Source organism: Hyphomonas johnsonii MHS-2 (assembly GCF_000685275.1).
GTDB lineage: Bacteria > Pseudomonadota > Alphaproteobacteria > Caulobacterales > Hyphomonadaceae > Hyphomonas > Hyphomonas johnsonii.
Window position 1 is genome coordinate 178,395 of record NZ_ARYK01000003.1, and the last position, 24,210, is coordinate 202,604.

22 protein-coding genes and 1 pseudogene are annotated in these 24,210 nt (G+C 62.6%); 7 read left to right on the forward strand and 16 right to left on the reverse strand.

Features of this window, described 5'->3' with window-relative positions:
* Positions 1–43: 43 nt before the first annotated feature.
* The 5 genes from HJO_RS07610 to miaA form a co-directional block, all read right to left on the reverse strand.
* Positions 44–691: a hypothetical protein gene (locus HJO_RS07610; protein ID WP_156945487.1), complete on the reverse strand. Its 648-nt coding sequence runs from the start codon at positions 689–691 to the stop codon at positions 44–46.
* The gene (gene ilvN, locus HJO_RS07615) at positions 691–1,260 is read right to left on the reverse strand and encodes an acetolactate synthase small subunit (RefSeq protein WP_035615685.1); all 570 of its coding nucleotides are present in this window, start codon (positions 1,258–1,260) and stop codon (positions 691–693) included. Before ilvN ends, HJO_RS07610 begins: the two co-directional genes overlap by 1 nt.
* Positions 1,257–1,955, reverse strand: coding sequence for a hypothetical protein (locus HJO_RS07620; protein WP_156945489.1), 699 nt, complete (start codon positions 1,953–1,955; stop codon positions 1,257–1,259). Before HJO_RS07620 ends, ilvN begins: the two co-directional genes overlap by 4 nt.
* A gap of 38 nt (positions 1,956–1,993) precedes the next feature.
* Positions 1,994–3,787 carry an acetolactate synthase 3 large subunit gene (locus HJO_RS07625; protein WP_035615688.1) on the reverse strand — a complete coding sequence of 598 codons (1,794 nt, stop codon included), beginning with the start codon at positions 3,785–3,787 and terminating at the stop codon, positions 1,994–1,996.
* A 172-nt stretch (positions 3,788–3,959) separates the two neighbouring features.
* Complete coding sequence (gene miaA / locus HJO_RS07630) at positions 3,960–4,910, reverse strand: tRNA (adenosine(37)-N6)-dimethylallyltransferase MiaA (protein WP_035615689.1); 951 nt, start codon at positions 4,908–4,910, stop codon at positions 3,960–3,962.
* Between the two features lie 56 nt (positions 4,911–4,966).
* Between miaA and serB the strand changes: the two genes are divergently transcribed.
* Positions 4,967–5,890 (forward strand): phosphoserine phosphatase SerB, encoded by a 924-nt coding sequence (serB, locus tag HJO_RS07635; RefSeq protein ID WP_241764696.1) that lies wholly within the window; start codon positions 4,967–4,969, stop codon positions 5,888–5,890.
* Positions 5,891–5,895: 5 nt separating this feature from the next.
* Here the strand turns inward: serB and HJO_RS07640 are convergent, their stop codons facing one another.
* The 4 genes from HJO_RS07640 to hflK form a co-directional block, all read right to left on the reverse strand.
* A complete protein-coding gene (locus HJO_RS07640) occupies positions 5,896–7,344 on the reverse strand; it encodes a Do family serine endopeptidase (RefSeq protein ID WP_035615691.1) in 1,449 nt (482 codons plus the stop codon).
* A gap of 78 nt (positions 7,345–7,422) precedes the next feature.
* Positions 7,423–7,617 (reverse strand): DUF2065 family protein, encoded by a 195-nt coding sequence (locus tag HJO_RS07645; RefSeq protein ID WP_035615693.1) that lies wholly within the window; start codon positions 7,615–7,617, stop codon positions 7,423–7,425.
* 15 nt (positions 7,618–7,632) lie between these two features.
* Positions 7,633–8,529 carry a protease modulator HflC gene (gene hflC, locus HJO_RS07650; protein WP_035615695.1) on the reverse strand — a complete coding sequence of 299 codons (897 nt, stop codon included), beginning with the start codon at positions 8,527–8,529 and terminating at the stop codon, positions 7,633–7,635.
* Positions 8,529–9,680, reverse strand: coding sequence for an FtsH protease activity modulator HflK (gene hflK / locus HJO_RS07655; RefSeq protein WP_035615696.1), 1,152 nt, complete (start codon positions 9,678–9,680; stop codon positions 8,529–8,531). The genes hflC and hflK overlap by 1 nt, the downstream gene beginning before the upstream one ends.
* Positions 9,681–9,776: 96 nt before the next feature.
* Here hflK and HJO_RS07660 point away from each other — a divergent pair, with 96 nt between their 5' ends.
* Positions 9,777–11,027 (forward strand): Mrp/NBP35 family ATP-binding protein, encoded by a 1,251-nt coding sequence (locus HJO_RS07660; protein WP_035615698.1) that lies wholly within the window; start codon positions 9,777–9,779, stop codon positions 11,025–11,027.
* 4 nt (positions 11,028–11,031) lie between these two features.
* Here the strand turns inward: HJO_RS07660 and HJO_RS07665 are convergent, their stop codons facing one another.
* The 3 genes from HJO_RS07665 to HJO_RS07675 form a co-directional block, all read right to left on the reverse strand.
* A complete protein-coding gene (locus HJO_RS07665) occupies positions 11,032–12,108 on the reverse strand; it encodes an MBL fold metallo-hydrolase (protein WP_035615701.1) in 1,077 nt (358 codons plus the stop codon).
* 10 nt (positions 12,109–12,118) lie between these two features.
* Positions 12,119–13,027: an SMP-30/gluconolactonase/LRE family protein gene (locus HJO_RS07670; protein WP_035615703.1), complete on the reverse strand. Its 909-nt coding sequence runs from the start codon at positions 13,025–13,027 to the stop codon at positions 12,119–12,121.
* A 78-nt stretch (positions 13,028–13,105) separates the two neighbouring features.
* The gene (locus HJO_RS07675; RefSeq protein WP_035615705.1) at positions 13,106–13,651 is read right to left on the reverse strand and encodes a dihydrofolate reductase; all 546 of its coding nucleotides are present in this window, start codon (positions 13,649–13,651) and stop codon (positions 13,106–13,108) included.
* A gap of 148 nt (positions 13,652–13,799) precedes the next feature.
* On the opposite strand from HJO_RS07675, the gene HJO_RS07680 reads away from it, so the two are divergent.
* Positions 13,800–14,465, forward strand: coding sequence for a hypothetical protein (locus HJO_RS07680; protein ID WP_035615706.1), 666 nt, complete (start codon positions 13,800–13,802; stop codon positions 14,463–14,465).
* 7 nt (positions 14,466–14,472) lie between these two features.
* Here HJO_RS07680 and HJO_RS07685 read toward each other — a convergent pair whose 3' ends face one another.
* Positions 14,473–15,159, reverse strand: coding sequence for an aquaporin (locus HJO_RS07685; RefSeq protein ID WP_035616124.1), 687 nt, complete (start codon positions 15,157–15,159; stop codon positions 14,473–14,475).
* Positions 15,160–15,301: 142 nt separating this feature from the next.
* On the opposite strand from HJO_RS07685, the gene HJO_RS07690 reads away from it, so the two are divergent.
* Positions 15,302–17,377 carry a TonB-dependent receptor gene (locus HJO_RS07690; protein WP_035615709.1) on the forward strand — a complete coding sequence of 692 codons (2,076 nt, stop codon included), beginning with the start codon at positions 15,302–15,304 and terminating at the stop codon, positions 17,375–17,377.
* Here the strand turns inward: HJO_RS07690 and HJO_RS18930 are convergent.
* Together HJO_RS18930 and HJO_RS07695 are read right to left on the reverse strand one after the other, a co-directional pair.
* Positions 17,374–17,445, reverse strand: a pseudogene (locus HJO_RS18930) (excalibur calcium-binding domain-containing protein); the annotation flags it as partial. The gene HJO_RS07690 and the pseudogene HJO_RS18930 sit on opposite strands and share 4 nt — an antisense overlap.
* A gap of 155 nt (positions 17,446–17,600) precedes the next feature.
* Positions 17,601–18,395: a thymidylate synthase gene (locus tag HJO_RS07695; RefSeq protein WP_035615711.1), complete on the reverse strand. Its 795-nt coding sequence runs from the start codon at positions 18,393–18,395 to the stop codon at positions 17,601–17,603.
* A gap of 155 nt (positions 18,396–18,550) precedes the next feature.
* On the opposite strand from HJO_RS07695, the gene HJO_RS07700 reads away from it, so the two are divergent.
* The 3 genes from HJO_RS07700 (at position 18,551) to HJO_RS07710 (ending at position 23,179) form a co-directional block, all read left to right on the forward strand.
* Positions 18,551–19,930 carry a pilus assembly protein gene (locus tag HJO_RS07700; RefSeq protein WP_035615713.1) on the forward strand — a complete coding sequence of 460 codons (1,380 nt, stop codon included), beginning with the start codon at positions 18,551–18,553 and terminating at the stop codon, positions 19,928–19,930.
* 162 nt (positions 19,931–20,092) lie between these two features.
* Positions 20,093–21,634, forward strand: a complete 1,542-nt coding sequence (locus HJO_RS07705; RefSeq protein WP_035615715.1) for a pilus assembly protein TadG-related protein — start codon at positions 20,093–20,095, stop codon at positions 21,632–21,634.
* A gap of 36 nt (positions 21,635–21,670) precedes the next feature.
* Entirely contained in the window at positions 21,671–23,179 is a 1,509-nt protein-coding gene (locus HJO_RS07710; RefSeq protein WP_035615718.1) for a pilus assembly protein, read from the forward strand.
* Here the strand turns inward: HJO_RS07710 and HJO_RS07715 are convergent.
* On the reverse strand, positions 23,169–24,155 hold the full coding sequence (locus HJO_RS07715; RefSeq protein ID WP_035616126.1) for a bifunctional helix-turn-helix transcriptional regulator/GNAT family N-acetyltransferase: 987 nt from the start codon (positions 24,153–24,155) through the stop codon (positions 23,169–23,171). The two genes, HJO_RS07710 and HJO_RS07715, sit on opposite strands and share 11 nt — an antisense overlap.
* Positions 24,156–24,210: the final 55 nt, after the last annotated feature.

Below are 24,210 nucleotides of genomic sequence, written 5' to 3' on the forward strand. Positions count from 1 at the left end.
GGCTTCAAAAAGCTCCGATTTGGGGTGGGGTGGAGGGGGGATATCAGTTGGTGTTGCAAACCCAGCCGTCGCTGACATTGGCAACACCGATAATCATCTGGTTGATGCCGGCGATTGCGTCTGACGCTTTTGCGTGACGCGAGAAATGCCGCGTCCCCTGGGTGGTTTCGATGGTGGTGATGATGTCGTGCGTGTCCAGCAGCAGGACGTGCCGCCGGGACCCGTCCGGATTGATCGAGACATCTTCGCGGGGGCCGTAATCCGGAATCGATTCAGATGCCGCAGTGGTCAAGGCCGACGTGACGCGGCTGGAAATGTCTTCGGGCAGGTTGGTGCCGAGCGAACAGATCGGTACGCGGCTGCGTTCCGATTCCTCGCCGGGCACGGTGTGCGCTGACAGCCAGTAGGACGGGCCGGTACCGATGACGTCATAGATGTAGGCCGCGCCGCTGGGCGAGGCCGTGTCGACAATGCGCATGACCGGTTTCGTCGTCGCCGGGGCCAGGCGCTCGGAGCGCTCGACCAGCTGGCTGGCGCGGTCGATGTCGCATTGCATCCGGGCCTGGTCGGCCTCGGCGGCCAGGGCAAGGGCTTCACCTGCCTTGGGACGGCAGCTTTCAGGCGGTTCTTCCGCTGTCGCCGTGGCGCCCGCCATGAGCAGGACGCCACAGGCAATGAGTGTGCGTGTCATCATCCCTGCTCCTTTCCGCGCTTGATCGACAGGACGCCGGTGCGGCTGACCTCGACGAGGCCGAGTGGACGCATCAGGTCGATGAACTGGCTGATCTTGTCGGACGTTCCCGTCAGTTCGAAAATGAAGCTCTCATTGGTTGTGTCGATCACCCGGGCCCGGAAGATCTCGGCGATGCGCAGGGCTTCGACGCGGACTTCGCCCGTGCCGGCGACCTTGACGAGCGACAGCTCGCGCTCGATGCCGCGCTTGGACTTGGTGATGTCGATGACTTCGCCGACCGGCACAATGCGCAGGAGTTGGGCCTCGATCTGTTCAAGAATGTGCGGCGTGCCCTGCGTGACGATGGTGATGCGCGACCGGTGCTGGCCGACATCGACTTCGGCGACCGTCAGGCTGTCAATGTTGTAGCCACGCCCCGAAAACAGGCCGACGACGCGGGCGAGGACGCCCGGCTCGTTGTCGACCAGAACGGCAAGTGTCCGCCGCTCGACCTCTTCGTCCGGGTGGGAGAGGAAATAGGCCGACTTCGGGCTGCCGGGGGGCTGGTCGTGGGATCCGTCGCTCATGATGCTTTTTCCGTGCTTGGGCGGGACGCCGGGGCGGGATCCAGGACAAGGCCTGGCCTGCGGGTCTGGAGCTGTGCTTTCAGGACCTGCGCGCGGTCAATCGCTTCGCGCCGGTTGCGGGCGCTCTGGTCGTCATACCGTTCTATGATCTTGTCGAGACGGCGCGGATCGAGGTGCGCCTGCAGTTCCGAGACCATCAGGCGCCGGCAATCGTCGATGAAATCCGCACTGCTGTCGCCCGTCGGGCCGGTGTCGCGGGTCATCGCGTTCAGTTCGAAATAGGCCCACATGATGGCATCGAGGATGGGGGGGCGGTGGCCGCGATAGGCGCCTTCCTTCTCGGCTCCCTTCATCTCGGCATCGACGTTGGGAAAGAACATGCGCCCGCGTTCGACCAGGGCCGACAGGCTGATCAGCAGCGATGTCTTGCCGCCGACAAAGGTGCCGTCATTGGCCTGAAGGTGGCGCGTGCGGGCAAACATGGCGGCCCGGCCAAGTGCTTCTATGGCCGTGGTGCCCCATTCGAGGCTGGCAGAATCAATCGTCTGGCGCAGGTGTTCGGTCTGCAGCCGCCGCTGGCGGCGGGTTTCGGCCCGCGACGCAACGGCGCTGACCAGCGCGACCAGGGCCGAGCTGATCGCCAGCACGACGTCGAGATGTTCGCGCATCAGGGCGAGGATGTCATTTGCCGTCATGTCGTCTCCCGGTCCTGAATCGAACGCCAGGCTGGCCATCAGACCAGACCTTTCCCCGCCTCATCGATTTCGTTACCAGTTATCTCGCCCAGGATCATCTCATTATGGGCAGAGCCTGATGGAATCATCGGCAGGCAGTTTTCGGCCTTCTCGACGCGGCAGTCGAACAGGACAGGGCCGTCATGATTGACCATTTCCATGATCTTCGCGTCCAGTTCGGCCGGCGAGTCGCACCGGATGCCGTAGCCACCGAGGGCTTCGGCCAGCTTCACGAAGTCCGGCAGGCTTTCGGAATAGGAGTGCGAATAGCGCTCGCCATGCAGCAATTCCTGCCACTGGCGCACCATGCCCATCCATTCATTGTTCAGGATGAACACCTTGACCGGCAGGTTATGCTGAACCGCGGTCGAGAATTCCTGCATCACCATCTGGATCGACGCCTCGCCGGCAATATCGATGACCAGGGCGTCCGGATGCGCCGTCTGCACGCCCACCGCGGCCGGCAGGCCGTAGCCCATCGTGCCGAGGCCGCCACTGGTCATCCAGTGGTTCGGTTCCTCGAAATGGTAGAACTGGGCGGCCCACATCTGGTGCTGGCCGACTTCGGTCGTGATGAACGTGTCCGGTCCCTTGGTCAGCTCGTACAGGCGCTGGACGGCGTGCTGCGGTTTGATGACCGTGTCGGAATTGGCATAGGCAAAGCAGTTGCGCCCGCGCCAGGCCGCGATTTCCCTTTTCCACTGGGCCAGGTCCGGCCGCTTGCCGCGCCGCCGGGCGAGTTCCTTCAGCAGGGCGTCCAGCGTTTCGGCGCAGTCGCCGATGACCGGGATGTCGACGCGGACGATCTTGTTGATCGAGGAAGCATCAATGTCGATGTGGACCTTTTTCGATTTCGGCGAGAAGGCGTCGATCCGGCCTGTCACGCGGTCGTCGAAGCGGGCGCCGAGGCAGATCATCAGGTCGCAATCATGCATGGCATTATTGGCTTCGAAACTGCCATGCATGCCGACCATGCCGAGCCAGTCGGGGTGCGATGCAGGGAAGGCACCAAGGCCCATCAGCGTCGACGTGACCGGAATGCCGGTGACGTCCTGCAGTTCGCGCAGCAGTGCGGAGGCGCGCGGACCGGAATTGATCACGCCACCACCGGTGTACAGCACCGGGCGCCAGGCCGTCATGATGAGGTCGGCGGTTGCCTTGATGGCGTCGGCATTGGGGATCGTGCGCGGCAGGTAGGTCGGCTTGTGCACACCCGCCTTGCCGACATAGGTGCCGGTTGCGAACTGCACGTCCTTTGGGATGTCGATGACGACCGGGCCGGGGCGTCCGGATGTCGCGATCAGGAAGGCCTCGTGGATGACTCGCGCCAGGTCGTTGACGTCGGTGACGAGGTAATTGTGCTTGGAGCAGCTGCGGGTGATGCCGGTCGTGTCGCATTCCTGGAACGCGTCCGTGCCGATCAGGTGGGTCGGGACCTGGCCGCACAGGACGACCATAGGAATGGAATCCATCATCGCGTCGGTGATCGGTGTCACCATGTTGGTCGCGCCGGGACCGGAGGTCACGAGCGCCACGCCGGGCCTGCCTGTCGAGCGGGCATAGCCTTCGGCCGCGTGGCCGGCGCCCTGTTCATGCCGGACCAGGATATGGCGGATGTCGGGCGCCCCGAAAAGCGCATCATAGATCGGCAGCACGGCGCCGCCCGGATAGCCGAACAGCGCGTCCACCCCCTGTTCGCGCAGGGCTTCGACGACCATTTGCGCGCCGGACATGGTGCGCGGTTCGGCTTTAGGCGCGGAACGGGACTTGGGCTTTGCTGTTGTGGTGGTCATCGGGGAACTCGGGATCTGGATTGATTGGGACAGGGTTGGAATTGAAAAAGGGCCCCCTTGAGGAGACCCTTTTGTGCGCGCACCCGCAACTGGCGATATGATCAGCCAGTCACGGGTGCCTAATTACGAGTACTTCAAGATTGCGCACTGTGCGTTTCCTCCAACGTCGACCTTAGGAATAATCTGCCTCTTTGCCCCTGTCAATCTCTCTATATAGGGCATGAATCACCCTTAGGCGCTGTTCTGCCTCGGGCGAGGGAATGCGTGGCCAGAATGGGAACTGCCGCCCGATCCAGGTAAATTGCCGCTTTGCATAGCGCCGCGTATCGCGTTTGGCGTTTTCGGCGGCCAGCTCCGCGCTGATCTCGCCGCGCGCGAAGGCGGTGAGCCAGGGCATGCCGTGCGCCTTCATGGCTGGCAGTTCCGGGTCGAGATCGCGTTCCATCAGGGCGCGCGCCTCGTCCATCGCGCCCTGCATCAGCATGCCTTCGAAGCGCCGGTCGATCCGCTGGTAGAGGCGCGACCGGGGCGGGGTAAGGGCGAAGCCGATCCATTCACCCTCCTTGAGCACGGGCGGCTGGCGGACCTCGTGAAAGTCTCCGAGCCGCCGGCCGGTTGCCAGCCAGACCTCGTAGGCGCGGGCGAGGCGTTGCCGGTCGCCGGTGCCGAGGCGCTCGGCGGTGTCGGGGTCAACCGGAGCGAGCCGGTCACGCAGGCCTTCGGCGCCTTCGGATTCGGCGATGGCGCGCACATCGGCGCGGACGTCTTCGGGAACCGGGGGGATATTGGACAGGCCCTGCGTCAGGGCCAGCAGGTAGAGGCCGGTGCCGCCGACAAGGATGGCGCGCTTGCCGCTGCGTTCGAGTCGTGTGATCTCGGCGCGGGCGTCTTCGAGCCATTCGCCAGTGGAATAACGGGTCGCCGCATCGACATGACCGAACAGGTGGTGCTGCACGCCGTCCATCTCTTCGTCATCGGGCCGCGCGCTGATGACTTTGAGATCGCGGTAGACCTGCATGGAATCGGCATTTATCACCTCGCCACCGAGGCGCTTGGCGAGACTTATGGCGAGGGCCGTCTTGCCGCTGGCCGTAGGGCCGTGAATGAGGATTGCCGGATGCATGGAGTAAGACCTAGAGGCTTGCCGCCGAAGTTGAAAGACATGATGGGATTGAAAGCATGAACCACGTACCGGATAAATCCCGCAATATCATGGCCGTTACAGCGGTGGCGGCGCCATCGCGCACCCGTCTTGCCGCAGAATTGGGGGACATCCTGTCGCGGGCTGGGCTGCAGGCTGGCGAGGTGCGCCAGCTGTGCGACGGCGCGCCGTGGCAGGCGTGCGAGTACCTGTGCGAAGCGGATGGTGAGGGTGCGGCAGAGGCGGTGCGCGATGCGGTGAAGGGGCTGGACGCGGATGTCGCTGTCCTGCCGGCAGCGGGCCGGCGCAAACGGCTGCTGATCTCCGACATGGATTCCACGATCATCGGCCAGGAATGCCTCGACGAACTGGCCGCCTATGCCGGCCTGAAGGCGGAAGTGTCCGCGATCACCGAGCGGGCAATGCGCGGCGAGCTTGATTTCGAGGGGGCCCTGACGACGCGGGTGGCGATGCTGAAGGACCTGCCCCTGGGCGCGCTGGAGGCGGCCTATCATGAGCGCATCCACCTGACGCCGGGCGCGCGTGTGCTGACCGCGACGATGCGGGCGCATGGTGCCTACCTCGTACTGGTGTCGGGCGGCTTCACGTTCTTCACGTCACGCGTGGCGGACGCTGCCGGTTTTGACGCGCACCGGGGCAATACGCTGATCGATGATGGCACGGTGCTGACCGGCGAGGTCGGCCGGCCGATCCTTGGGCGGGAGGCGAAACTTGACGCGCTGGACGAGACGGCCGCCGCGCGCGGCCTGACCCGCGCCGATGCGCTGGCCCTGGGCGACGGGGCGAACGATCTCGACATGATCCGGGCAGCTGGCCTGGGCATTGCCTATCACGCCAAGCCGGTTGTCGCCGCGCAGGCACATGCGGCGATCGTTCATACCGATCTCACGGCGGCGCTGTTCTTCCAGGGCTATTCGGCGGACGCGTTTGCGCCGGTCTGAGCGGTCTATTTCGACAACTGGACCGAGATGAACTGGTCGAACCAGCCGGCGTCACCGCGCCGCTTGACGCGCAGCAGAAGGGGCTGTTTGGGCGTCTTCATCGCGGTTTCGACCTTTGCGACCGTATCAGTCACGGTCGAGACCTTTGCGAAGTTCACCTCGATGATGACATCGCCGCGGCTGAGCTTGCCGAATGACCGGCCACGGGCACTGACACTGGTGACGACAACACCGTCGACGTCCTTCGGAATACCGAAGCGGCGGCGGATATCGTCATCCAGCGAGGAGAGTTCCGCGCCGAGATCGTTGCTGCTGGCAGGCAGGTCGGGCAGGGCGTTGGCGGCGGCCGCCGGATCCTCGTCCTGCAATTCGCCCAGCGTGACCGAGATGGTGCGCGGCTTGCCGTTGCGGATGATCGCCAGGGGCACGGTCTTGCCGATCGCGGCTTCGGAAATCAGCCGGGTCATCTCACGAACGCTTTCTATCCGCTGGCCGTCGAAGCTGAGGATGAGATCGCCGACTTCGAGACTGGCCTTGGCCGCCGGGCCGTCATCGGTGATGCGGGTGATGATCACGCCGCCCTTGCCGGTGGCCTTGTAGGCCTTGACCAGGGCCTCGTCGGCATCCTGCACGTTCACGCCGAGCCATGACCGGCGCACCTTGCCGTGGGCGATCAGCTGGCTGGAGATGCGCTTGACCAGATTGGACGGCACCGAGAAGCCGATGCCGACCGATCCGCCGGTGGGTGAAATGATGGCCGTGTTCACGCCGACGACTTCACCGCCGAGATTGAACAGCGGGCCGCCGGAATTGCCGCGGTTGATGGCTGCGTCGGTCTGGATGAAGTCATCCGAGCGGCCGGAATTGAGATCGCGGTTGCGCGCCGAGATGATGCCGGCCGAGACAGAGCCGCCAAACCCGAACGGGTTGCCGATCGCGATCACCCAGTCGCCGACTTCGGCGTGGTCGCTGTCAGCCAGGTCGACAAAGGGCAGGGGCGTGCGGCTGTCGACCTTCAGGACGGCCAGGTCGGTGTCGCGGTCACGGCCGACGAGCGTCGCTTCGAGCACGCGGCCATCGGAGAAATTGACCTCGATCTCGTCGGCATTGTCGATGACGTGATTGTTGGTGATGATGATGCCGTCCGGGCTGATCACGAAGCCCGAACCAAGCGAGCCCTGGCGCTGGAAGCCGTCTTCATCGCGGCCGAAGAATTCGTTGAAGCGCTCCATCGGCGAGCCTTCCGGGAAAGTCGGCAGGCCATTGGGGGCAATTGTCTGCTGCGTCGAGATGTTCACGACGGCCGGCATCAGGCGTTTCGACAGGTCGCGAAGGCTTTGAGGCTGGACTTTCTGGTCGATGGCCGTAACTGCCCGCGACAGGCTTTCCTGTGCCGAAACCGGCAGGGCAATGGCAGAAACAAGGGCAAGGGCGGCGAGTGCCGAAGTGCGCATGGGGCAGGGGGCTCCTGAGGGGCAGGTATTGCGTGTAGCCCGATCAGTATGGCGCTTTGGCCCCGTGTTGCAACAGGTTCAGGCCCCTCTGACTGCAAAGACAACCAGCACCGCGCCGATGACGGCGGAGGCCAGTCCCGCGAAAGCCACTTCGCGGCTGGACATGGCAGCAAGCCGAAGGGCCATCCGGCGCATGAAATCGGGGGCGACCGCGTAGATCGCCCCCTCAATGAAGAGCCACAGCCCGGCGCCAGCCAGCATCAGGCAGAGCATTGACACCCCGTCCGCCTAGCGTGCGCCGCCATTGACGCGGGCACTCTCGATGAACTCATCGCAAATGCCGAGGTTTTCCGGGCTGACAATGATTTGCGTGCCCTGCTGGATCGCCTTGTCGCACGCGATCAATGCCCGCTGGAAACGGAAGAATTCCGGGTCCTTGTTATAGGCATTGGCGTAGACTTCGGTCGACTTCGCATCGCCTTCACCACGGATGATCTCGGCCTGTTCACGGGCCTGGGCCTCGATCACGGTTTTCTCGCGGCTGGCCTGGGCACGGATCAGGCGGGCCTTCTCCTCACCCTCGGCACGGATGCGCTGGGCTTCCTGGAGACGGGCCGACTGCATCCGGCTGTAGACGCCTTCGGCCACTTCGCGCGGCAGGTCGGCCTGACGGATACGGACATCGATGATGTCGATGCCGTCATCGGTCAGGCGCTGGTTCACGTTGACCCGAATGCGGTCCATCAGTTGCGAGCGCTGGCCGGAAATGATTTCCGGAACAGGCACGTCACCGAGGGCTTCGCGGATTGTCGAGTTGGTGATCTGGTTGAGCTGGCGGGCTGCCGCCGTCTCGGTCCGGAAACGCTGGTAGAATTTCAGCGGGTCCTTGATCCGCCAACGCACGAAGGCGTCAACTGTCAGGCGGCGTTGGTCGGATGCCAGAACTTCAATGTTCTCGATATCAAGCCCGATATTCTTCTTGTCGAGCTTTTCCACCTGCTGCAGCAGCGGGATCTTGAAGTAGAGGCCGGCCTGATCCTGGCCGGGTGCATTGTAGACCTGCTTCGGTTCGCCGACCTGAAGCATCAGGGCCTGCTCGTCCTGACGGACAACGAAGAAGGAATTCAGGATTGCCATCAGGGCGATGCCCGCGATGACGACGATAAGCCATGCAAATGTGCGCATTATTGTTGCCCTCCACGGGGTTTCGGTGCGGTCCGTTCAAGCGGCAGGTAGGGCACGGCGCCAGAGTCCTGGTCCATGATCAGCTTGTCCGCACGCTCGAGCACCCGTTCCATGGTTTCGAGATACATGCGCTCCCGGGTCACGCGCGGTGCCTTGCGGTATTCGGCGTAGATCTGTTCGAAGCGCGAGGCTTCACCCTGCGCGTCGGCGAGAACCTGGTCACGATAGGCTTCGGCTTCCTGCAGGATGCGCTGGCCGGTACCGCGTGCTTGCGGAACCACCTCGTTGGCGAACTGGGTCGCCTGGTTGATGTTGGTCTCGGCGTCCTGTTCAGCGACGTTCACGTCGTTGAACGCTTCGATCACCTGTTGTGGCGGATCGGACCGGTCGATCGTGACAGCCAGGATCTCGATGCCGGCACGGTAGTCGTTGAGCAGGGCCTGGACTTGCTTGGCCACTTCCTGCTGCACGGTATCACGTCCGGTCGTGATGACGCTTTGCAGCGGCGTCTTGCCGACCACTTCGCGCATCACGGATTCAGATACCTGTTCGACAGCCTCGGCCGGGTTCTTCACGTTGAGGATGAAGTTCTCCGGATGTTCGGAATCCACCTTCCAGAAGATCGAGAACTGGATGTCGACGATATTTTCGTCCTGCGTCAGCATCAGGCTCTCTTCGAGATTCTTGCCGATCCGGGTTTCCTTGCGGTTCTCGACCTCGACCAGGTCGTGTTCCTCGAACGGGGCTGGCAGGTGGAAATGCAGGCCGGGGCCGAAATTCGTCTGCCACTTGCCGAAGCGGAATACGGCAGCCTGCTGGGTCGGGTCGACCATAACGACACTTGTCGACAGCCAGGCGAGCAGCGCGATGGCGATGATGACAATAATGCCGAGCGGGCCGAAATTGGCGCCGGAGCCACCGCGGCGACGTCCGCCACCGCCTCCACCGCCGCCACCGGAACGCTTGCGGAAGCGTTCCTGCATGCGGCGCATCTGCGACTCAAGGTCGCCGTTTCCATTGCCGGATCCACCGGGCCCGCCGGGTCCGCCGGTTGGACGGTTCCAGGGCGATCCCCCATTGTCCTTGTCGGAATCATCGTCCGATCCGCCGCCCCATGGGCCGCTGGACTTTGTCTTGTCATCCCAGGGCATGGCCCCTCCTGTGTTGATTTCTATGCTTCTATATAGGTGTTGGGGTGATATGTGCATGCCTCACGCAGTGCTTCAAGGACGTAGGAGTAGCAACGGGTGTTTGGGTCGAAAGAGAAATCGCGGAAAAAGCTCGCGGATCAGGTGCGCGAGGCGCTCGGATCGCCGGACTGGCTTGAATCCGTGACAGTCGACGAATCCGGCCGGGCGATCCTTGTCTTGCTCGCTGATCCGGCCGATCCGGCGGCCGCCGAAGCCCGGCGCATCGAATCGGAAGGCCGGGCAGAACTGGTGGCCGGCGTGCAGGCGGTGACCAGCATCCTGACAGCCCAGGCAGGGCAGGCGGCTCCTGCAGTGCCGGCAAAGACCAAGATCAACCTGATTCCGCAACGGACGCCCGCGCAGGTGCGCCCTGCGGACGGGGCGGCGAAAAAGGGCGGATCGCTGCACGCCTCGGGAGTTCCGCGCCGGGTATCCAAGGGTGCGCGCCTGTCCGACGAGGCCATGCTGCAGGGCGCGCCGTCGCAGGCCTCGGAGATTCCACCGATTCCGGGAATTGCGCGCATCCTGGTCGTGGCGAGCGCCAAGGGCGGCGTCGGCAAGTCGACCATCGCGGTGAACCTTGCCGCCGCGATGGCGAAGGCGGGCATGAAAGTTGGCTTGCTGGACGCTGATGTGTACGGCCCGTCCATCCCCACAATGCTGGGCATGCAGGACGCCCAGCCGAAGACGGCGGCCTCCAAGAAACTGTTGCCGGTCGAGGCGCATGGCCTGAAGACGCTGTCGATCGGGTACCTGTCCGATCCGGACGCGCCGATGATCTGGCGCGGGCCGATCGTGATGTCGGCGATCTCGCAGATGCTGAACGATGCCGAATGGGGCACCCCGGACGACCCGCTGGACATCCTGATCATCGACACGCCGCCCGGAACGGGTGACGCGCAACTCGCGCTCGCACAGCGTGTGCCGGTGACGGCGGCCCTGATTGTCACCACGCCGCAGGAAGTGGCGCTGGCCGACGTGCGCCGGGGCGCGGCGATGTTTGCGAAGACAGCCGTGCCGGTCCTGGGCATCGTCGAGACCATGAGCTGGTTCGAGGATCCGTCGGGCGAGCGGCACTACCTGATGGGCGAGGGCGGCGGGACGGCCATGGCGATAAAGCTCGGCCTGCCGCTGATGGCCGAGGTGCCGATGTTGCAGGCGATCCGCGAAGGTGGGGATGCGGGCACCCCGGCCGCGCTCGGCGGCGGCGAGCCGGAGCGCATCTTCCGCGCGCTGGCCCGCACGGTGGCCATCGGGCTCGACGCGCTGGAAACCAAGCCCGCCCCGCAAATCGTCTTCGAGGACTAGGCGCCTAGTCGAGCCGGGACCGTTTCATCTTCGACCCGTCGGCCGGCAGCGAGAAGACCATGCCGTCTTCGCCGAGGACAATCGGACCATCAAACGCCTTGTCGGTGCCTTTCAGGAACGCCGGATAGAGCGCCCGCGAAGGCAGGACCGGAATGATGTGTGTGAACACCAGGGCCTTGGCGCCGGCTTCCTGCGCGCTGGACGCGGCATCGACCGGGCTCGTGTGATAGGACGGGATATCCGCCATGATCTGCGCGATTTTCGGGCTACCGACCGCTGCCAGGTCAGCGCCGATGATGCCCACCATTTCCGTGTTCAGGGCTTCGTGGACGAGGATGTCGCTGTCGCGGGCAAGCGCGATCAGCGATTCACTGCGGGCGGTGTCGCCGCTGATCGTGACCGACCGGCCGGCATAATCGAACCTGTAGCCGACAGCCGGTTCGGCGGGCTGGTGGTGGACCGGAACTGCGGTGATGATCAGGCCATCTTCGTCAAGCACGCGCACCGTGCCGGCCGAAGCGTCAAACGGCATCGCCGTTGCGCCCTGGCCCGACGGGTTCATCACGACCGGGCCATGGTGCGCAATGCGATAGACGGTGTCCTGCGCATAGGATTCCTTCAGGCCACTGACGACCTGCTCAACACCGGTCGGGCCATACACCGGCAGTGGCGTCTCGCGTCCGCCGCCGCCCCAGGCCTGGAGGATCAGTTCGCCAAGCCCGTCGATATGATCCGAATGGAAATGCGTCAGCAGGGTTGCCTCGACCTTGTTCAGGGGCAGGCCGAGTTCCTGCATCTTGCGCACCGCTCCGCCGCCGGCGTCGATGACGAAGATCCGGTCGCCCGCAATCACGGCGGTCATCGGCCCGGCGCGGGTCGGGTCGGCCAGCGGAGATCCTGTCCCGACGAGGACTACGTGCAGGCCGTCCGGCAGGCGGGCGAGCTTGTCCTGGCTGATCGTGCGCTCGGCGACCCGCTTGAACAGGGCCATGCCGATCTGTTCGGCAAAGGCGGTGCGGATGACAGCGACCGCGAGCAACAGCGCGAGGCCGATGATGAGACCAATTCTCACAATCTTCATGGGCAAACCTTCAGGCGTTGAAATTCAGGACGAGGCCGGGCTCCGGCCACCGGCACTTGATCAGCTGCCCGGTGCTCGACAGCGTCAGCCAGGCATCCATCATGTCAGCGCCGCCAAAGGCGATATTGGTGACCAGGAGGTCCGGGAATGCCGTATGGCTGAACGCACCTTCCGGTGTGATCGTTGTGATCCCGCCATTCAGGATTGTCGCGACACAGACATTTCCCGCTGCCGTCATGGCCAGGCTGTCGAAATATTGAAGGCCCGGCATGGTGGCGACCACGCGGCCACCATTGAAGGGCGAGGCCGGCTTGATCTCGCCGGGCGCCGCCAGGTCGAATGCCCACATGCGTCCGGTCATGGTGTCGGCCATGAACACGGTCTGTTCGTCAGGCGACAGGCCGACGCCATTGGGCGAGGAATAGTGGAAGTCCAATTCCGTGGCTTCGGAGGCGCCCTTCGCGAGGAAATAGAGGCCGCCGAAGTCACGATGGCGGGAATAGACCTTGCCGTGATCGGTGAAATACAGGTTGCCGGCCTTGTCGAACACGAGGTCGTTCGGCCCCTTGAGCGGATGGCCGTCGACCGTGTCGAGGACACGCTCGACCTTGCCTGTGGAAAGGTCGATCCGTTCGATCCGGCCGCCGGAATAATCGTCTGCGGCATTTCCCGGAATCGTCAGTCCGTCGACCGAGGACCAGTTGAATCCGCCATTGTTGCAGCACCACAGGGCGCCGTCCGGACCGATGGCCAGCCCGTTGGGGCCGCCGCCGGGAATGGCGACAATTTCGCTCTTTCCGCCGCCCCAGTGACGCGAGATCACGCCTTTCTGGATTTCCACGACGATAACACTGCCGTCAGACATGACGACCGGACCTTCGGGAAACCCGAGTCCGCTGGAAATGAGTTCAAACTCCATGAGCGCCTCCCTGCCTTGGGGGCACCCTATGCACGTCCCGGCGGGCCTGCAACGTCTAACGCAACGTGAGGGCGAGTTTCAGGGGCGGGTGCTGGTGGCGCTGGCGTGGACACGGTCAAGCTGGCGGATCGTGAAGGCGTGGTTGTTGCCGTCACCCACGCCGAATGCCTCTGCCGTGCTTTCATGCCACTCCTGTGCATCGAGTGGCGGAAAATAGGCATCGCCTTCTGGCGCGGCATCGACATCGGTGAGGTAGACGCGGTCAGCCAGCGGCAGCGCGAGCGTGTAGATCGCTTCGCCGCCGATCACGAAGACTTCGCGCTTGCCGGTGCGCTTGGCGACGGCCTTGGCGGCATTCATCGCTGCCGGGAAGCTGGAATAGACCCGCGCGCCGGGCGCGTCATAGGTCCAGTCGCGCGTCATGACGATGTTCTCGCGGCCGGGCAGCGGGTGCTTCGGCAGGCTTTCCCATGTCTTGCGGCCCATGATGATCGGGTGGTCCATCGTGACCCGCTTGAAGAACATCATGTCGCTCTTCAGGCGCCACGGCAATTGCCCTGCCACGCCGATCACGTTATTGCGCCCTCGGGCGACAATCAGGCTGAGTTTGACTTCACTATGCATCGGACACGGCACCCGCCATTCAGGAAATTGTTTTCGCGAAACACTTTTTGTCTCGCCTTGCGGCTCGTTTGGAACACATTGTTCCCAGGACGACGCAACCTGAATTGTCAGTCCAGGCGTAACAATCACACTCTCGCAGGGATTCAACGTGTTCGATAGCTTCATTTCAATACTTACCAACGGTAATCCCGGCCTGCTCCTGCAAGTCGTGGTTGCGCTCGCACTGACTTTTGCGGCGATCTACCTTCTGAAGGGACGCAGCTGGGCGCTGATGTATGTCGCCTTGATACCTTTCCTGAACTGGTCGTTCGGGGTGATTCCGGAATTCGAGTTGGTCGGAAAAGACGCGACGTGGACACACGGAATTTCGCTGCATCCGATGACAATCATCACGGGCATGGTGTTCGTGATCCGTGATTTCGTTCAGCGCGAGATGGGCCACCGTGTGCTGGCCGTGATGGCGATGGCTGTGGCCTGGTCGTTTTTCTACGCCTGGCCGGTGATCGCGCTGGCCAGTGGCATCGCCTTCGCGATTTCCGAAGGTGTCGACTGGCTGATGTTCACATTCACCAAGTACCGCCTGTCGACGCGGATCCTGTTGTCGAGTGCGCTGGCCGCACCGGTCGACACGACGGTGTTCCTGTATGGCGCAGACCTTGCCAAGCAGATCGAGTTCGGCGCCGAGCCGGGCAATTCATTGCATATCGCGAACTGGGTCGTGTTCGTGATCGGCAAGATGGTCGGCGCGGTTGCCGTGTCGATGATCATGCGGCGGCGTGAAGACCTCGGCCAGTTGGACCCGGCCGAGGCCTGACGGGCCGCTAGGCGGCATCCTTCTCGAGGAAGCCGATGCGCGCTTTCATGCCGGCAAGGCCGGCACCGACAAGCGGGGCGATCAGGAACAGCCAGAGCTGTTCGATCGCGTGGCCGCCGACAAACAGCGCGGGCCCGAAACTGCGGGCCGGATTGACCGACACGCCGGTCACCTGGATGCCGAGAATGTGGATCGCCGTCAGTGTCAGGCCGATTGAAAGGCCTGCCATCGCGGTGGGCGCAGCGGCATGTGTCGAGCCGAGGATCACGACCACGAACAGGAATGTCGCGACGACTTCGAACACGAGGGCGGCGAGAAGGCTGTATTCGCCGAGATAGCCCGCGCCCCATCCGTTCTGGCCCAGTCCGTTGACGTCAATGTCGTAGCCGGCCTTTCCGCTGGCGATAAGGAACAGGATCGCGGCACCGATCGTTGCGCCGACAAACTGTGCCAGCCAATAGGTCAGCATCATCTTGCCCGTCATGCGGCCGGCGATGAATACACCGAAACTGACGGCGGGATTCACGTGGCACCCGGAAATGCTGCCAATGCCGTAAGCCATGGCGACAATCGCAAGGCCAAAGGCAAACGCGATGCCGAGTTGGCCGACAAATTCTCCGGCGAGCACGGCTGCACCGCATCCGAAAAGCACAAGCGTAAGTGTACCGACAAGTTCGGCGGCAAAGACTTTCATGTTCATTCCCTCCCAGTAAAAGACGACAGCATGCCGCCCCGCTGAAAATCTGGGCCAGTTTTCCGACTGAGGCAATTGACATGTTCCGACTGCCAGCTAAAACGCACTGCCGTTACAGTATAACATCCACAAGGTTCCTCCCATGAAATACCTGCTCCTCGCTGTCGCTGCGGCGCCACTCCTGTCGGGCATCGCTTCCGCCGAAACGGAAGACGCCGTCAAACGGGAAGCACCGGTCATTGTCACCCTGCCGGGGCCGCAACGCTCGGCTGGCGAACTGGTCAGCAATGTCGGCGCACTGGACCGCAACGCCATCGTTGCAAACCTGTCCGCGACGCTGGGCGATACGCTGGACAGCCAGCCGGGTGTCGCGTCCACGGCATTCGGGCAGGGCGCCAGCCGGCCCATCCTGCGCGGCCTGGGCGCCGAGCGGGTGCAGGTGCTGACCAACGGGATCGGGGTTATCGATGTCTCGGCGGCCAGTCCCGACCACCAGGTGGCGGCGGACGGGATCGATGCCCAGAAAGTGGAGATCCTGCGCGGCCCGGCAGCGCTCGTCTATGGCGGCCAGGCGATTGGCGGCGTGGTCAACGTGATCGACGGCCTGATCGTTGAAGACCTGCCGCAGCGCCCGTTTTCCGGCGAAGCCTACGCAGCCAGCAACAGCGTCAATGACGGCACAGAGGGCGGCGTTCGTGTGCAGGCCGTGACAGGCCCGCTTGTCCTGACCCTGACAGCATCGCAGCGAAACTTTGACGATTACGACTTTCCCGGCATGGCGGAGTCGGATCGCCTGCATGCGCTGGAGGAAGCCGGGGAAGGCGAAGAGCACGAAGAGGAGGCGCATGCCAGCGGGACCATGGAGAACTCCTTCGTCGACACAAACACCTATGCAGGCGGCCTGTCCTGGATCGGTGAGAACGCGTTTATCGGCGTAGCGGTGCGCCGGGCTGAATCACAGTATGGCCTGCCGGGCTCTTCGCATGACCATGAGCATGAGGAGGAAGAGCATGACGGCGCGGAGGAGCACGAAGAGGATCTGCCTTTCATTGACATGGAGCAGACGCGCTATGACTTGCGGGGCGGTATCTCGGTAAATCGCGGCTTCTTGACGGACCTGACCGTGTCGGCGTCCAAGGTGGACTATACGCACACGGAATTCGAAGGACCGGGTGAGCCGGGCACTGTTTTCGAGTCAGACGGCTTTGAAGGTCGGATTGAGGCCGGGCATGTGCTGGGTCCGCTGGAGGGCGAGTTCGGCATCCAATACGCGGACACGTCGCTGGATGCGATTGGCGATGAGGCGTTCATCACGCCAACCGATACGACAAGCGTCGGCGTGTTCCTGTATGAAACGAAGGATTGGGACAATGGTTTCGGTATAGAAGGCGGTATCCGGGCCGAGCAGGTCGATCTCGACAATCGCGACAATGGCTCGGTGAGTTTTGACCTGTTCAGCGCATCGGCCGGTGTGCACCGGCACTGGGCGTCGGGCTGGTTCGTTGGTGCGCAGGCCTCATGGGCGGAGCGTGCGCCGAATTCGAGCGAACTGTTCGCCGACGGGCCGCATCTGGCGACTGTGCAGTACGAAGTGGGGGATGTGACGCTTGGCAAGGAGCGCGGGCTGAACCTGGAAGGGACAGCGCGTTGGGAAAACGAGACGATGAGCGTCGGAGTCAACCTGTTCGTCACCGATTTCGCCGACTTCATCTACCTGACCCCCACGGGTGCGGAACTGGACGACTTGCCAGTCTTCGCGTTTAGCCAGCAGGACGCGCAGTTCACGGGCGGTGAAGCCTTTGCGGAATATCAATTGCTCGGCGGCCCGCTCAAGGCCGACTGGAAATTCGATGCCGGGCTCGATTTCGTCTCCGCTGAATTCGATGATGGCAGCGATGTGCCCTATATACCGCCGGTAACGCTGAATGCTGGGGCGGAGGCCGACTGGGGCGCGCTGGCCCTTGGTGCGAAGCTGACCTGGGCCGGCGATCAGGACTCACCGGGCACAGGCCTGCTGGAAACCGACGGCTACGTCACGGCCGACCTGCATGCCAATTTTGACATTGCGCGCTATGGCTTCGGTCGGCAGGGGACGAAACTGTTCCTTGAGGCCCGCAATGTGACTGACGAGGAGGTGCGTCCGGCCACATCCGTGCTGAAGGACATCGTACCATTGCCCGGCCGCAATATCCGCGCGGGTATCCGGTTCTTGTTCTAGCGGGGCCATTCGCAGCCGATCCCGTTATTGTTCCCGTCGAGGTGGGGACCGTAGCCGGACGCAGCGCCGGCCGTGAGGGAGGGACTGCGCTGCGGCTGCCAGTGGCCAGGCGGTAGCGAGTGACAGGGTGCAAAAAGGCCTGAGCATGGCGTCGGGTCTCCCGCGCTCCAGAACGGGAGGGCGGGATTAAACCTGCTTCAGCTTTGCACCAAACTTGCGCTGATCAGACCGCGACAGGCGCCTTGATGTGCGCGTGGGGCGTGTAGTTCTCGACCTTGAAATCCTCGTACTCCCAGCCGAACAGGTCGGTCTTTGCGGGATTGAGGGTGATCGAGGGCAGCGCGCGCGGGTCGCGGCTGAGCTGCAGCCTGGCCTGCTCGACATGGTTAAGGTAGAGGTGTGCATCGCCGAACGTATGGACGAATTCGCCGGCCTCGAGCCCGGTCGCGCGCGCCATCATCAGCGTTAACAGGGCGTAAGAGGCAATATTGAAGGGAACGCCGAGGAAGATATCGGCAGACCGCTGGTAAAGCTGGCAGTTGAGTTTGCCGTCCATGACATTGAACTGGAACAGGCAGTGGCAGGGCGGCAGGGCCATGTCGTTCACGTCGGCCGGATTCCAGGCCGACACGATCAGGCGCCGGGAATTCGGATTGGTGCGAATTTCGTTCAGCACCCACGCGATCTGGTCGATCACGCGGCCGTCGGGCGCTGCCCAGCTGCGCCACTGCTTGCCATAGACCGGCCCGAGGTCGCCATTCGCGTCAGCCCAATCATCCCAGATGGATACGCCGTTATCCTTGAGATAGCGGATATTCGTGTCGCCCTTCAGGAACCAGAGCAGCTCGATGATGATCGACCTGAGGTGCAGCTTCTTGGTGGTGACCATCGGGAAGCCGTCGGCGAGATTGAACCGCAACTGACGGCCGAACACGGCGCGCGTGCCCGTGCCGGTGCGGTCGGCGCGTTCGAACCCGTTGTCCAGGATGTCCGCCAGAAGGTCGAGATATTGTTTCATATCGGCCGATTTGCCCCGATTCGTTGGTTAAAACCATTAACGTAAGCTTGCGCGTTGGGCACAAAAATTGCGGCAACGGACAACCCATTCTTATGCTTATTGTGGGACCTTCCCCTTCGAACATCAAAGGTAAAATCCACCCGGGGGATCCGAAATTGACACGCAACGTAATCAGAACACTGGCCGGACAGTGGCGCAAAGAAGAGCGCGGCAACATCGCCATGATCACCGCCCTGTCGATCATTCCGATCCTTTCGATCGTCGGCGTGGCGATCGATGCACAGGTTACGATGACGCAGAAATCCAAGGTGCAGTCGATTATCGACAGCGCCGTCATCTTCGGATCGCGGGCAATGCAGGCCGGATCGCCCCGCACAGAGGTCGCCACCGACGTGAACGCCTATGTGAGGGCGCTCTTGAGAGAGCAGAGCACCAGCTTGAGCTGTACCGGCGTGACGCTGGAATTCACCGATGGCACGCAGGATCTTGACGCGAACATCTTTTGTTCGCAGCCGACCACCCTGTCGAACCTGTTCGGTCAGACGAAAATGGATTTCCGGGTCAGTTCCGGGTCGACCTACGGTATCGGCAAGGTCGAAATCGCGTTCATATTCGACGTGTCGGGCTCGATGGGCAGCAGCGGCAAGATGGGCGACCTGAAAGACGCGGCCCGCGAAGCGGTCGATACCCTGATGCCGGACAATTCCAACCTTGCGAATCCCGACGACGTCCGTATCGCGATGGTATCCTATGACACGATGGTCAACGCCGGCGATTATTTCACCGCCGTGACGGGCAAGAACAAGAAGCGGACTGAAACCGCGACCAAGACAGAATGGCAGCAGGTTTGCCAAGGTTGGAACAGGAAAGGCACCAAATGCAATGGTGGCTACAAATGGGAAGAGGTGGAAGTCAGCGATTCAGTCCAGGCCAACAATACATGCGTGCAGGAGCGGATTGGCGATGAGGCCTTTACCGATGCCGCACCGGGCGCTGGCCAATGGCTGGAATCAGGCGGGGCCGACCTCAACAGGTACGGCAATGCGTCGGCACGCTCGTGCAACAGCATCGGCCCGCTGCCACTGACGAGCAGAAAGAGCGATCTCGAAGACTATATCGACGATCTCAATGACTACAGCTCGACCGCGGGTCACATGGGTGTTGCGTGGGGCTGGTACCTGCTGGCACCGACCTGGAGTTCAGTCTGGCCTGCGGGCTCGAAGCCGCTGCCTTATGACGAGCCAGATGCTGCCAAGGCAATGATCCTGATGACGGATGGCGAATTCAACAAGGCCTTCGCCCCCAGTTCACAGGGCAACTCCTTCGAGCAGGCCCAGAAGCAGTGCGATGCGGTCAAGGCCACGGGCATCGTGATCTACACGGTTGCCTTCAAGGCGCCGCAACAGGGCAAGGATATCCTGAACTATTGTGCGACGAGCGCTGCACATGCGTTCAATCCCGAGAACGGCCAGGAACTGACCGAAGCGTACAGCCTGATCGCGCAGTCGATCTCTGACCTGCGGATCACCTACTAGCGCCGCGCTTGCCAGCTGCCGCAATTTGCGATTGATCCAGGTTAATCGTTTATTGCGGCGACTGGGCGAACTTTCCCGGCGCCCCTAACACCAAAAAAAACAATCTGTGCGATCCTGTCTGATGGGAGCAGCCAAATCGGCTGCCGTAGAGGCGACAGGGACATGTCACGCAACTTGGTGGGCCAGCTCGGCAAGAGATTCAACAGCGATAACAGCGGCAACATCGCCATGATTACGGCGTTGGCGATCATTCCGCTCATTTGTGTGGCCGGGGTGGCGATTGATGCCCAGATCACGGTCACCCGGAAGAGCAAGGTCCAGGCGATCGTCGACAGCGCGGTCATTGCCGGATCGAAATCCATGCAGTCCGGCAAGTCGCAGGCAGAAATCAAGACCGAAGTGAACAATTACGTCACCGCTTTCCTGCAGGACGGGAACGCCGGGCTTACCTGCCTGCCGGTCCAGCTCGACTTCCCGGTGGATTCCGAGGACATCGAAGCCACGATCAGCTGTTCGCAGAAAACGACCCTGTCGCAGGTCATGATGCGCGACAAGATGGACTTCAAGGTAACGTCCGGCACGACCTATGGTGTCGGTAATGTCGACGTGGCCTTCATCTTCGACGTATCCGGTTCGATGAACTCCAACAGCCGTCTCGACAACCTGAAGGATTCGGCCAAGGTGGCGTTTGACGAACTGCTGCCGGACTCGCGTCCGCGCGACGGCAGTGTCCGGATTGCGCTGACCACATACAATTCGAACGTCAATGCCGGCCCGTATTTCGACAAGGTGACGCGCAAGATCACGCTGGGAACGGATTCCGCCAGCGGTGCGAATTCTGCCAAGTCGCGGTACGACGCCTACAATAACCGTGTGCTGATAGACCAGGCGACCGGCAAGCGCTTTTTCTATTACGAAGATGCAGACTGCAGCAAGAACTGCAGCAAAAGCAGCAACTGGACGATCACGCCGAAGCGCCGCTGGTTCGAAACCAATATCGGCACGAATACGTGCGTGTCGGAGCGGGTTGGGGCAAACGCGTTCACCGATGCCGCCGGCGGAACCGGCGCGGCCGATTCCATGATTCCCGGCAACCCGCTGTGGAACTGGAATGACAGCAACAATGACAAGAAGAACGGCGCCAACGAGATCGAAAACGGCGGCGCGAACAGTTCGTCGGGCGCGTTCAACGTGATGCCCACGCAATGCGAGAATTCCTCGCCCCTGCCGCTGACCGAGAACAAGGCTGCGCTGAAGCAGTATGTCAACAACCTCCATGCCGGCGGCGGTACGGCAGGACATCTCGGGATCGCCTGGGGCTGGTACCTCATCTCGCCGAGCTGGGATTCGCTCTGGCCGGCAACGTCGCGTCCCTGGGACTGGGACGAGCCGGATACCGCCAAGGCCATCATCCTGATGACCGATGGTGAGTTCAACCAGTCCCACCCGTCGATCAGCCAGAATTCGATCGAACTGGCCATGCAGTTCTGCGACGCGATGAAGGCCAAGCCCTATGAAGTGCAGATCTACACGGTGGGCTTCCAGGTTCCCAATGGCGTGGCAACAACGCCGGGGGGCAAGACCATCCTCGATTACTGCGCGACCGATGCCGGGCATGCGTTCCTGCCAAGCAATGGCGAGGAACTGACCGATGCCTATACAGCGATCGCCCAATCGATTTCCGACTTGCGTATCACGCGCTGACGTCGCCCTCGCGGGCGCATCTTCCGGGGTAACACGATGACAAAGACATCCATTCAGGCGTTGCGAGACGACCAGCGGGGCAATGTCTTGATGATGAGCGCATTCATCATCCCGGTCATCATTGCGCTGGCGGGCATGGCGATTGACCTTCAGTTCACGCACCGCCAGCAGGCGCGTGCCCAGCACGCGATCGATTCTGCCGTGCTGGCTGGCGCACTGTCGCGCCAGGCTGGCGAGAGTGAAGAGGACGTGACTGCCGATGTGCGGGCGTATGCCAATGCGCTGATCGCAGAGCAGGGCGGCGATCTCGATTGCCGCGAAATCACCGTTACGTTCAACGCCTACAACAAGGACATCAGCGCCAATACGCGGTGCGACCAGCCGACGTTCATTTCCAGCCTTGTCGGCATGGACAAGCTGAGTTTCTCGGTGGATTCCACATCGACCTATTCCATCAACAACGCGGATGTGGCGTTCGTTTTCGACGTGTCCGGTTCGATGAACAGCTACAACCGACTGAGCCTGCTGAAGTCGGCGGCCGAAGTGGCGTTCGACGAATTGCTGCCGGACGACCGGCCGGACAATGGCAAGGTGCGTCTCGCGATTGCGACCTACAACAACGCCGTCAATGCCGGTTCGGTGTTCGAAAGTGTGACGCGCCGGCAGGAACTGATCCCCGATACCAGCAATGCCGAAGCCCAGGGGCGCTACAACAGCTATAACGGTGCCCGCATGATCGACGCGACGACCGGCAAGCGGTTCTTCTATTATGAGCAGGAATATTGCCCGGGGAGCGGCTGCACGGGGACGTGGAATGCCAAGCGGCGCAATATGGAGGATGCCGCCATCGGCGACACCTGCGTCTACGAGCGTACGGGTGGTGAGGCGGCAAGCGACGCTGCGCCGGGCTCGCTGGCCTGGATCGGCGCCGGCAATCCGCGCTGGGACTGGTCGACAAGCACCAACAGGAAACGTCAGGGTCAGGACGAGGTCGAGGATAGCTGGGGCAATTCCTCGAGAGGCGCGTATGATCCAAGCTTTGGCGGTTGCCGGGCGTCCGGGCCTGTGCCGCTGACATCCGACAAGACCGCGCTGAAGGCGCATGTCCAGTCGCTGACCGCAAATGGCGGCACGGCCGGCCACATCGGACTGGCCTGGGGCTGGTATCTCGTGTCGCCGAACTGGTCGGCCATCTGGCCGGAAGACTCCGAACCGCTGCCTTATGACAAGAAGCGCAACGTCAAGGCGGTGATCCTGATGACCGACGGCGATTTCAATACCAATCACCCGACGGCCGCCAAGAGCTCGTTCCGGCAGGCACAGGACCTGTGTGACACGATGAAGGCGGCGCCTTCCAATGTCCTCGTCTACACTGTCGGCTTCCAGGTGCCGAGTTCGGTCCAGAAGACCGGCGACGGTCGCACGATCCTCGAATACTGCGCCACCAGCCCGGCCTACGCGTTCAATGCCGACAATGGCGAGGAACTGGCCGAAGCCTATCGCACCATCGCGCAGTCGATTTCAGAGTTGCGAATCAAGCAATAGGGCCGGCAGGCGCTGCGATGTCCTGCGCCGGCTGGTCCAGCGGATAGGTCATCGCCACGTTGCACCGTTCGTAGCGCTTGCCGAACGTGGCAAGAATCCCGGCATCGTGCCGGAACCCCAGCTTTTCGTAGAGATGGATCGCCGATTCGCATTTGCGGCTGGTCAGCAGGAACAGCGTTTCCATGTCCATCGACCGCGCGCGGTCGAGCGTGGCGGCGAGCAGGTATTCCCCGGCCTTGCGGCCACGGGCCGTCTTCAGGACGCCCATCTTGGTCAGTTCGAACGTACCGTCTGCAACCGGCATCAGCGCGCAGGTGCCGACAATGCCGAGGCCGCCGGTACTGACAAACAGGATGGCGCCCCCCTTGTCGATGATGGCTTCACGCGGATGACTGAGGACATGGCGGTCTTCAGGTTCCAGCGAGAACATCTCGGTGATCCATTCCGCGTTGATCGTGTAGAAGGCGTCGGCCAGGTCGTCGGAATAGTCGACAATCGCGTGGCCGTCGCGGGCCCGCTCCGAAAGGGATCGTTCATCGAGCGCCGCTTCGACGCGCGCCAGCTGGTCCAGCAGGCCGGCATCCGGTCCTGCGGCCAGTTCCTCTGCGGCGCGGGCGACATGCGGCCAGACGTCCCGCTTCATCCGGGCAATTGCCGCAATCCCGTCCGGCGTCAGCGAGATCGACTTCTGACGCCGGTCCGTTTCGGAAACCGTCGTTTCAGCCAGGCCGAGATCGATGAGGCCAAGCAGGCTTCGCGTCACAGCCGGCTGGCTGACACCCAGAGCCGCGACGGCCTCGCCGACGGTTAACGGCCCATAGCGGTCGAGTGCTGCCAGGAGCGGGAAATGGCTCGGCTGGGTGACGAAACAGTTCTGTTCGAACACTTGCGTGGCGTCTGCCTGAAGGCGCTCGGCGAGCCGTTTCAGGCGGCTGCCCAGGGCCAGGTAGCCCAGATCCTGCAAAATGTCGGGCATGGCGTGCTCCCAGATATACATAACGTGTTATGTATATCCTCGGTATTGTCAATAT

Excerpts from the sequence above, each read along its gene's own strand:
- HJO_RS07640 (WP_035615691.1), bottom strand. The coding sequence starts at position 7,344 with ATGCGCACTTCGGCACTCGCCGCCCTTGCCCTTGTTTCTGCCATTGCC.
- HJO_RS07685 (WP_035616124.1), bottom strand. The coding sequence starts at position 15,159 with ATGAAAGTCTTTGCCGCCGAACTTGTCGGTACACTTACGCTTGTGCTT.
- HJO_RS07620 (WP_156945489.1), bottom strand. The coding sequence starts at position 1,955 with ATGACGGCAAATGACATCCTCGCCCTGATGCGCGAACATCTCGACGTC.
- HJO_RS07670 (WP_035615703.1), bottom strand. The coding sequence starts at position 13,027 with ATGGAGTTTGAACTCATTTCCAGCGGACTCGGGTTTCCCGAAGGTCCG.
- serB (WP_241764696.1), top strand. The coding sequence starts at position 4,967 with ATGAACCACGTACCGGATAAATCCCGCAATATCATGGCCGTTACAGCG.
- HJO_RS07665 (WP_035615701.1), bottom strand. The coding sequence starts at position 12,108 with ATGAAGATTGTGAGAATTGGTCTCATCATCGGCCTCGCGCTGTTGCTC.
- HJO_RS07645 (WP_035615693.1), bottom strand. The coding sequence starts at position 7,617 with ATGCTCTGCCTGATGCTGGCTGGCGCCGGGCTGTGGCTCTTCATTGAG.
- hflK (WP_035615696.1), bottom strand. The coding sequence starts at position 9,680 with ATGCCCTGGGATGACAAGACAAAGTCCAGCGGCCCATGGGGCGGCGGA.
- HJO_RS07675 (WP_035615705.1), bottom strand. The coding sequence starts at position 13,651 with ATGCATAGTGAAGTCAAACTCAGCCTGATTGTCGCCCGAGGGCGCAAT.
- HJO_RS07610 (WP_156945487.1), bottom strand. The coding sequence starts at position 691 with ATGACACGCACACTCATTGCCTGTGGCGTCCTGCTCATGGCGGGCGCC.
- HJO_RS07695 (WP_035615711.1), bottom strand. The coding sequence starts at position 18,395 with ATGAAACAATATCTCGACCTTCTGGCGGACATCCTGGACAACGGGTTC.
- HJO_RS07625 (WP_035615688.1), bottom strand. The coding sequence starts at position 3,787 with ATGACCACCACAACAGCAAAGCCCAAGTCCCGTTCCGCGCCTAAAGCC.
- HJO_RS07705 (WP_035615715.1), top strand. The coding sequence starts at position 20,093 with ATGTCACGCAACTTGGTGGGCCAGCTCGGCAAGAGATTCAACAGCGAT.
- HJO_RS07715 (WP_035616126.1), bottom strand. The coding sequence starts at position 24,155 with ATGCCCGACATTTTGCAGGATCTGGGCTACCTGGCCCTGGGCAGCCGC.
- ilvN (WP_035615685.1), bottom strand. The coding sequence starts at position 1,260 with ATGAGCGACGGATCCCACGACCAGCCCCCCGGCAGCCCGAAGTCGGCC.
- HJO_RS07690 (WP_035615709.1), top strand. The coding sequence starts at position 15,302 with ATGAAATACCTGCTCCTCGCTGTCGCTGCGGCGCCACTCCTGTCGGGC.
- HJO_RS07710 (WP_035615718.1), top strand. The coding sequence starts at position 21,671 with ATGACAAAGACATCCATTCAGGCGTTGCGAGACGACCAGCGGGGCAAT.
- miaA (WP_035615689.1), bottom strand. The coding sequence starts at position 4,910 with ATGCATCCGGCAATCCTCATTCACGGCCCTACGGCCAGCGGCAAGACG.
- hflC (WP_035615695.1), bottom strand. The coding sequence starts at position 8,529 with ATGCGCACATTTGCATGGCTTATCGTCGTCATCGCGGGCATCGCCCTG.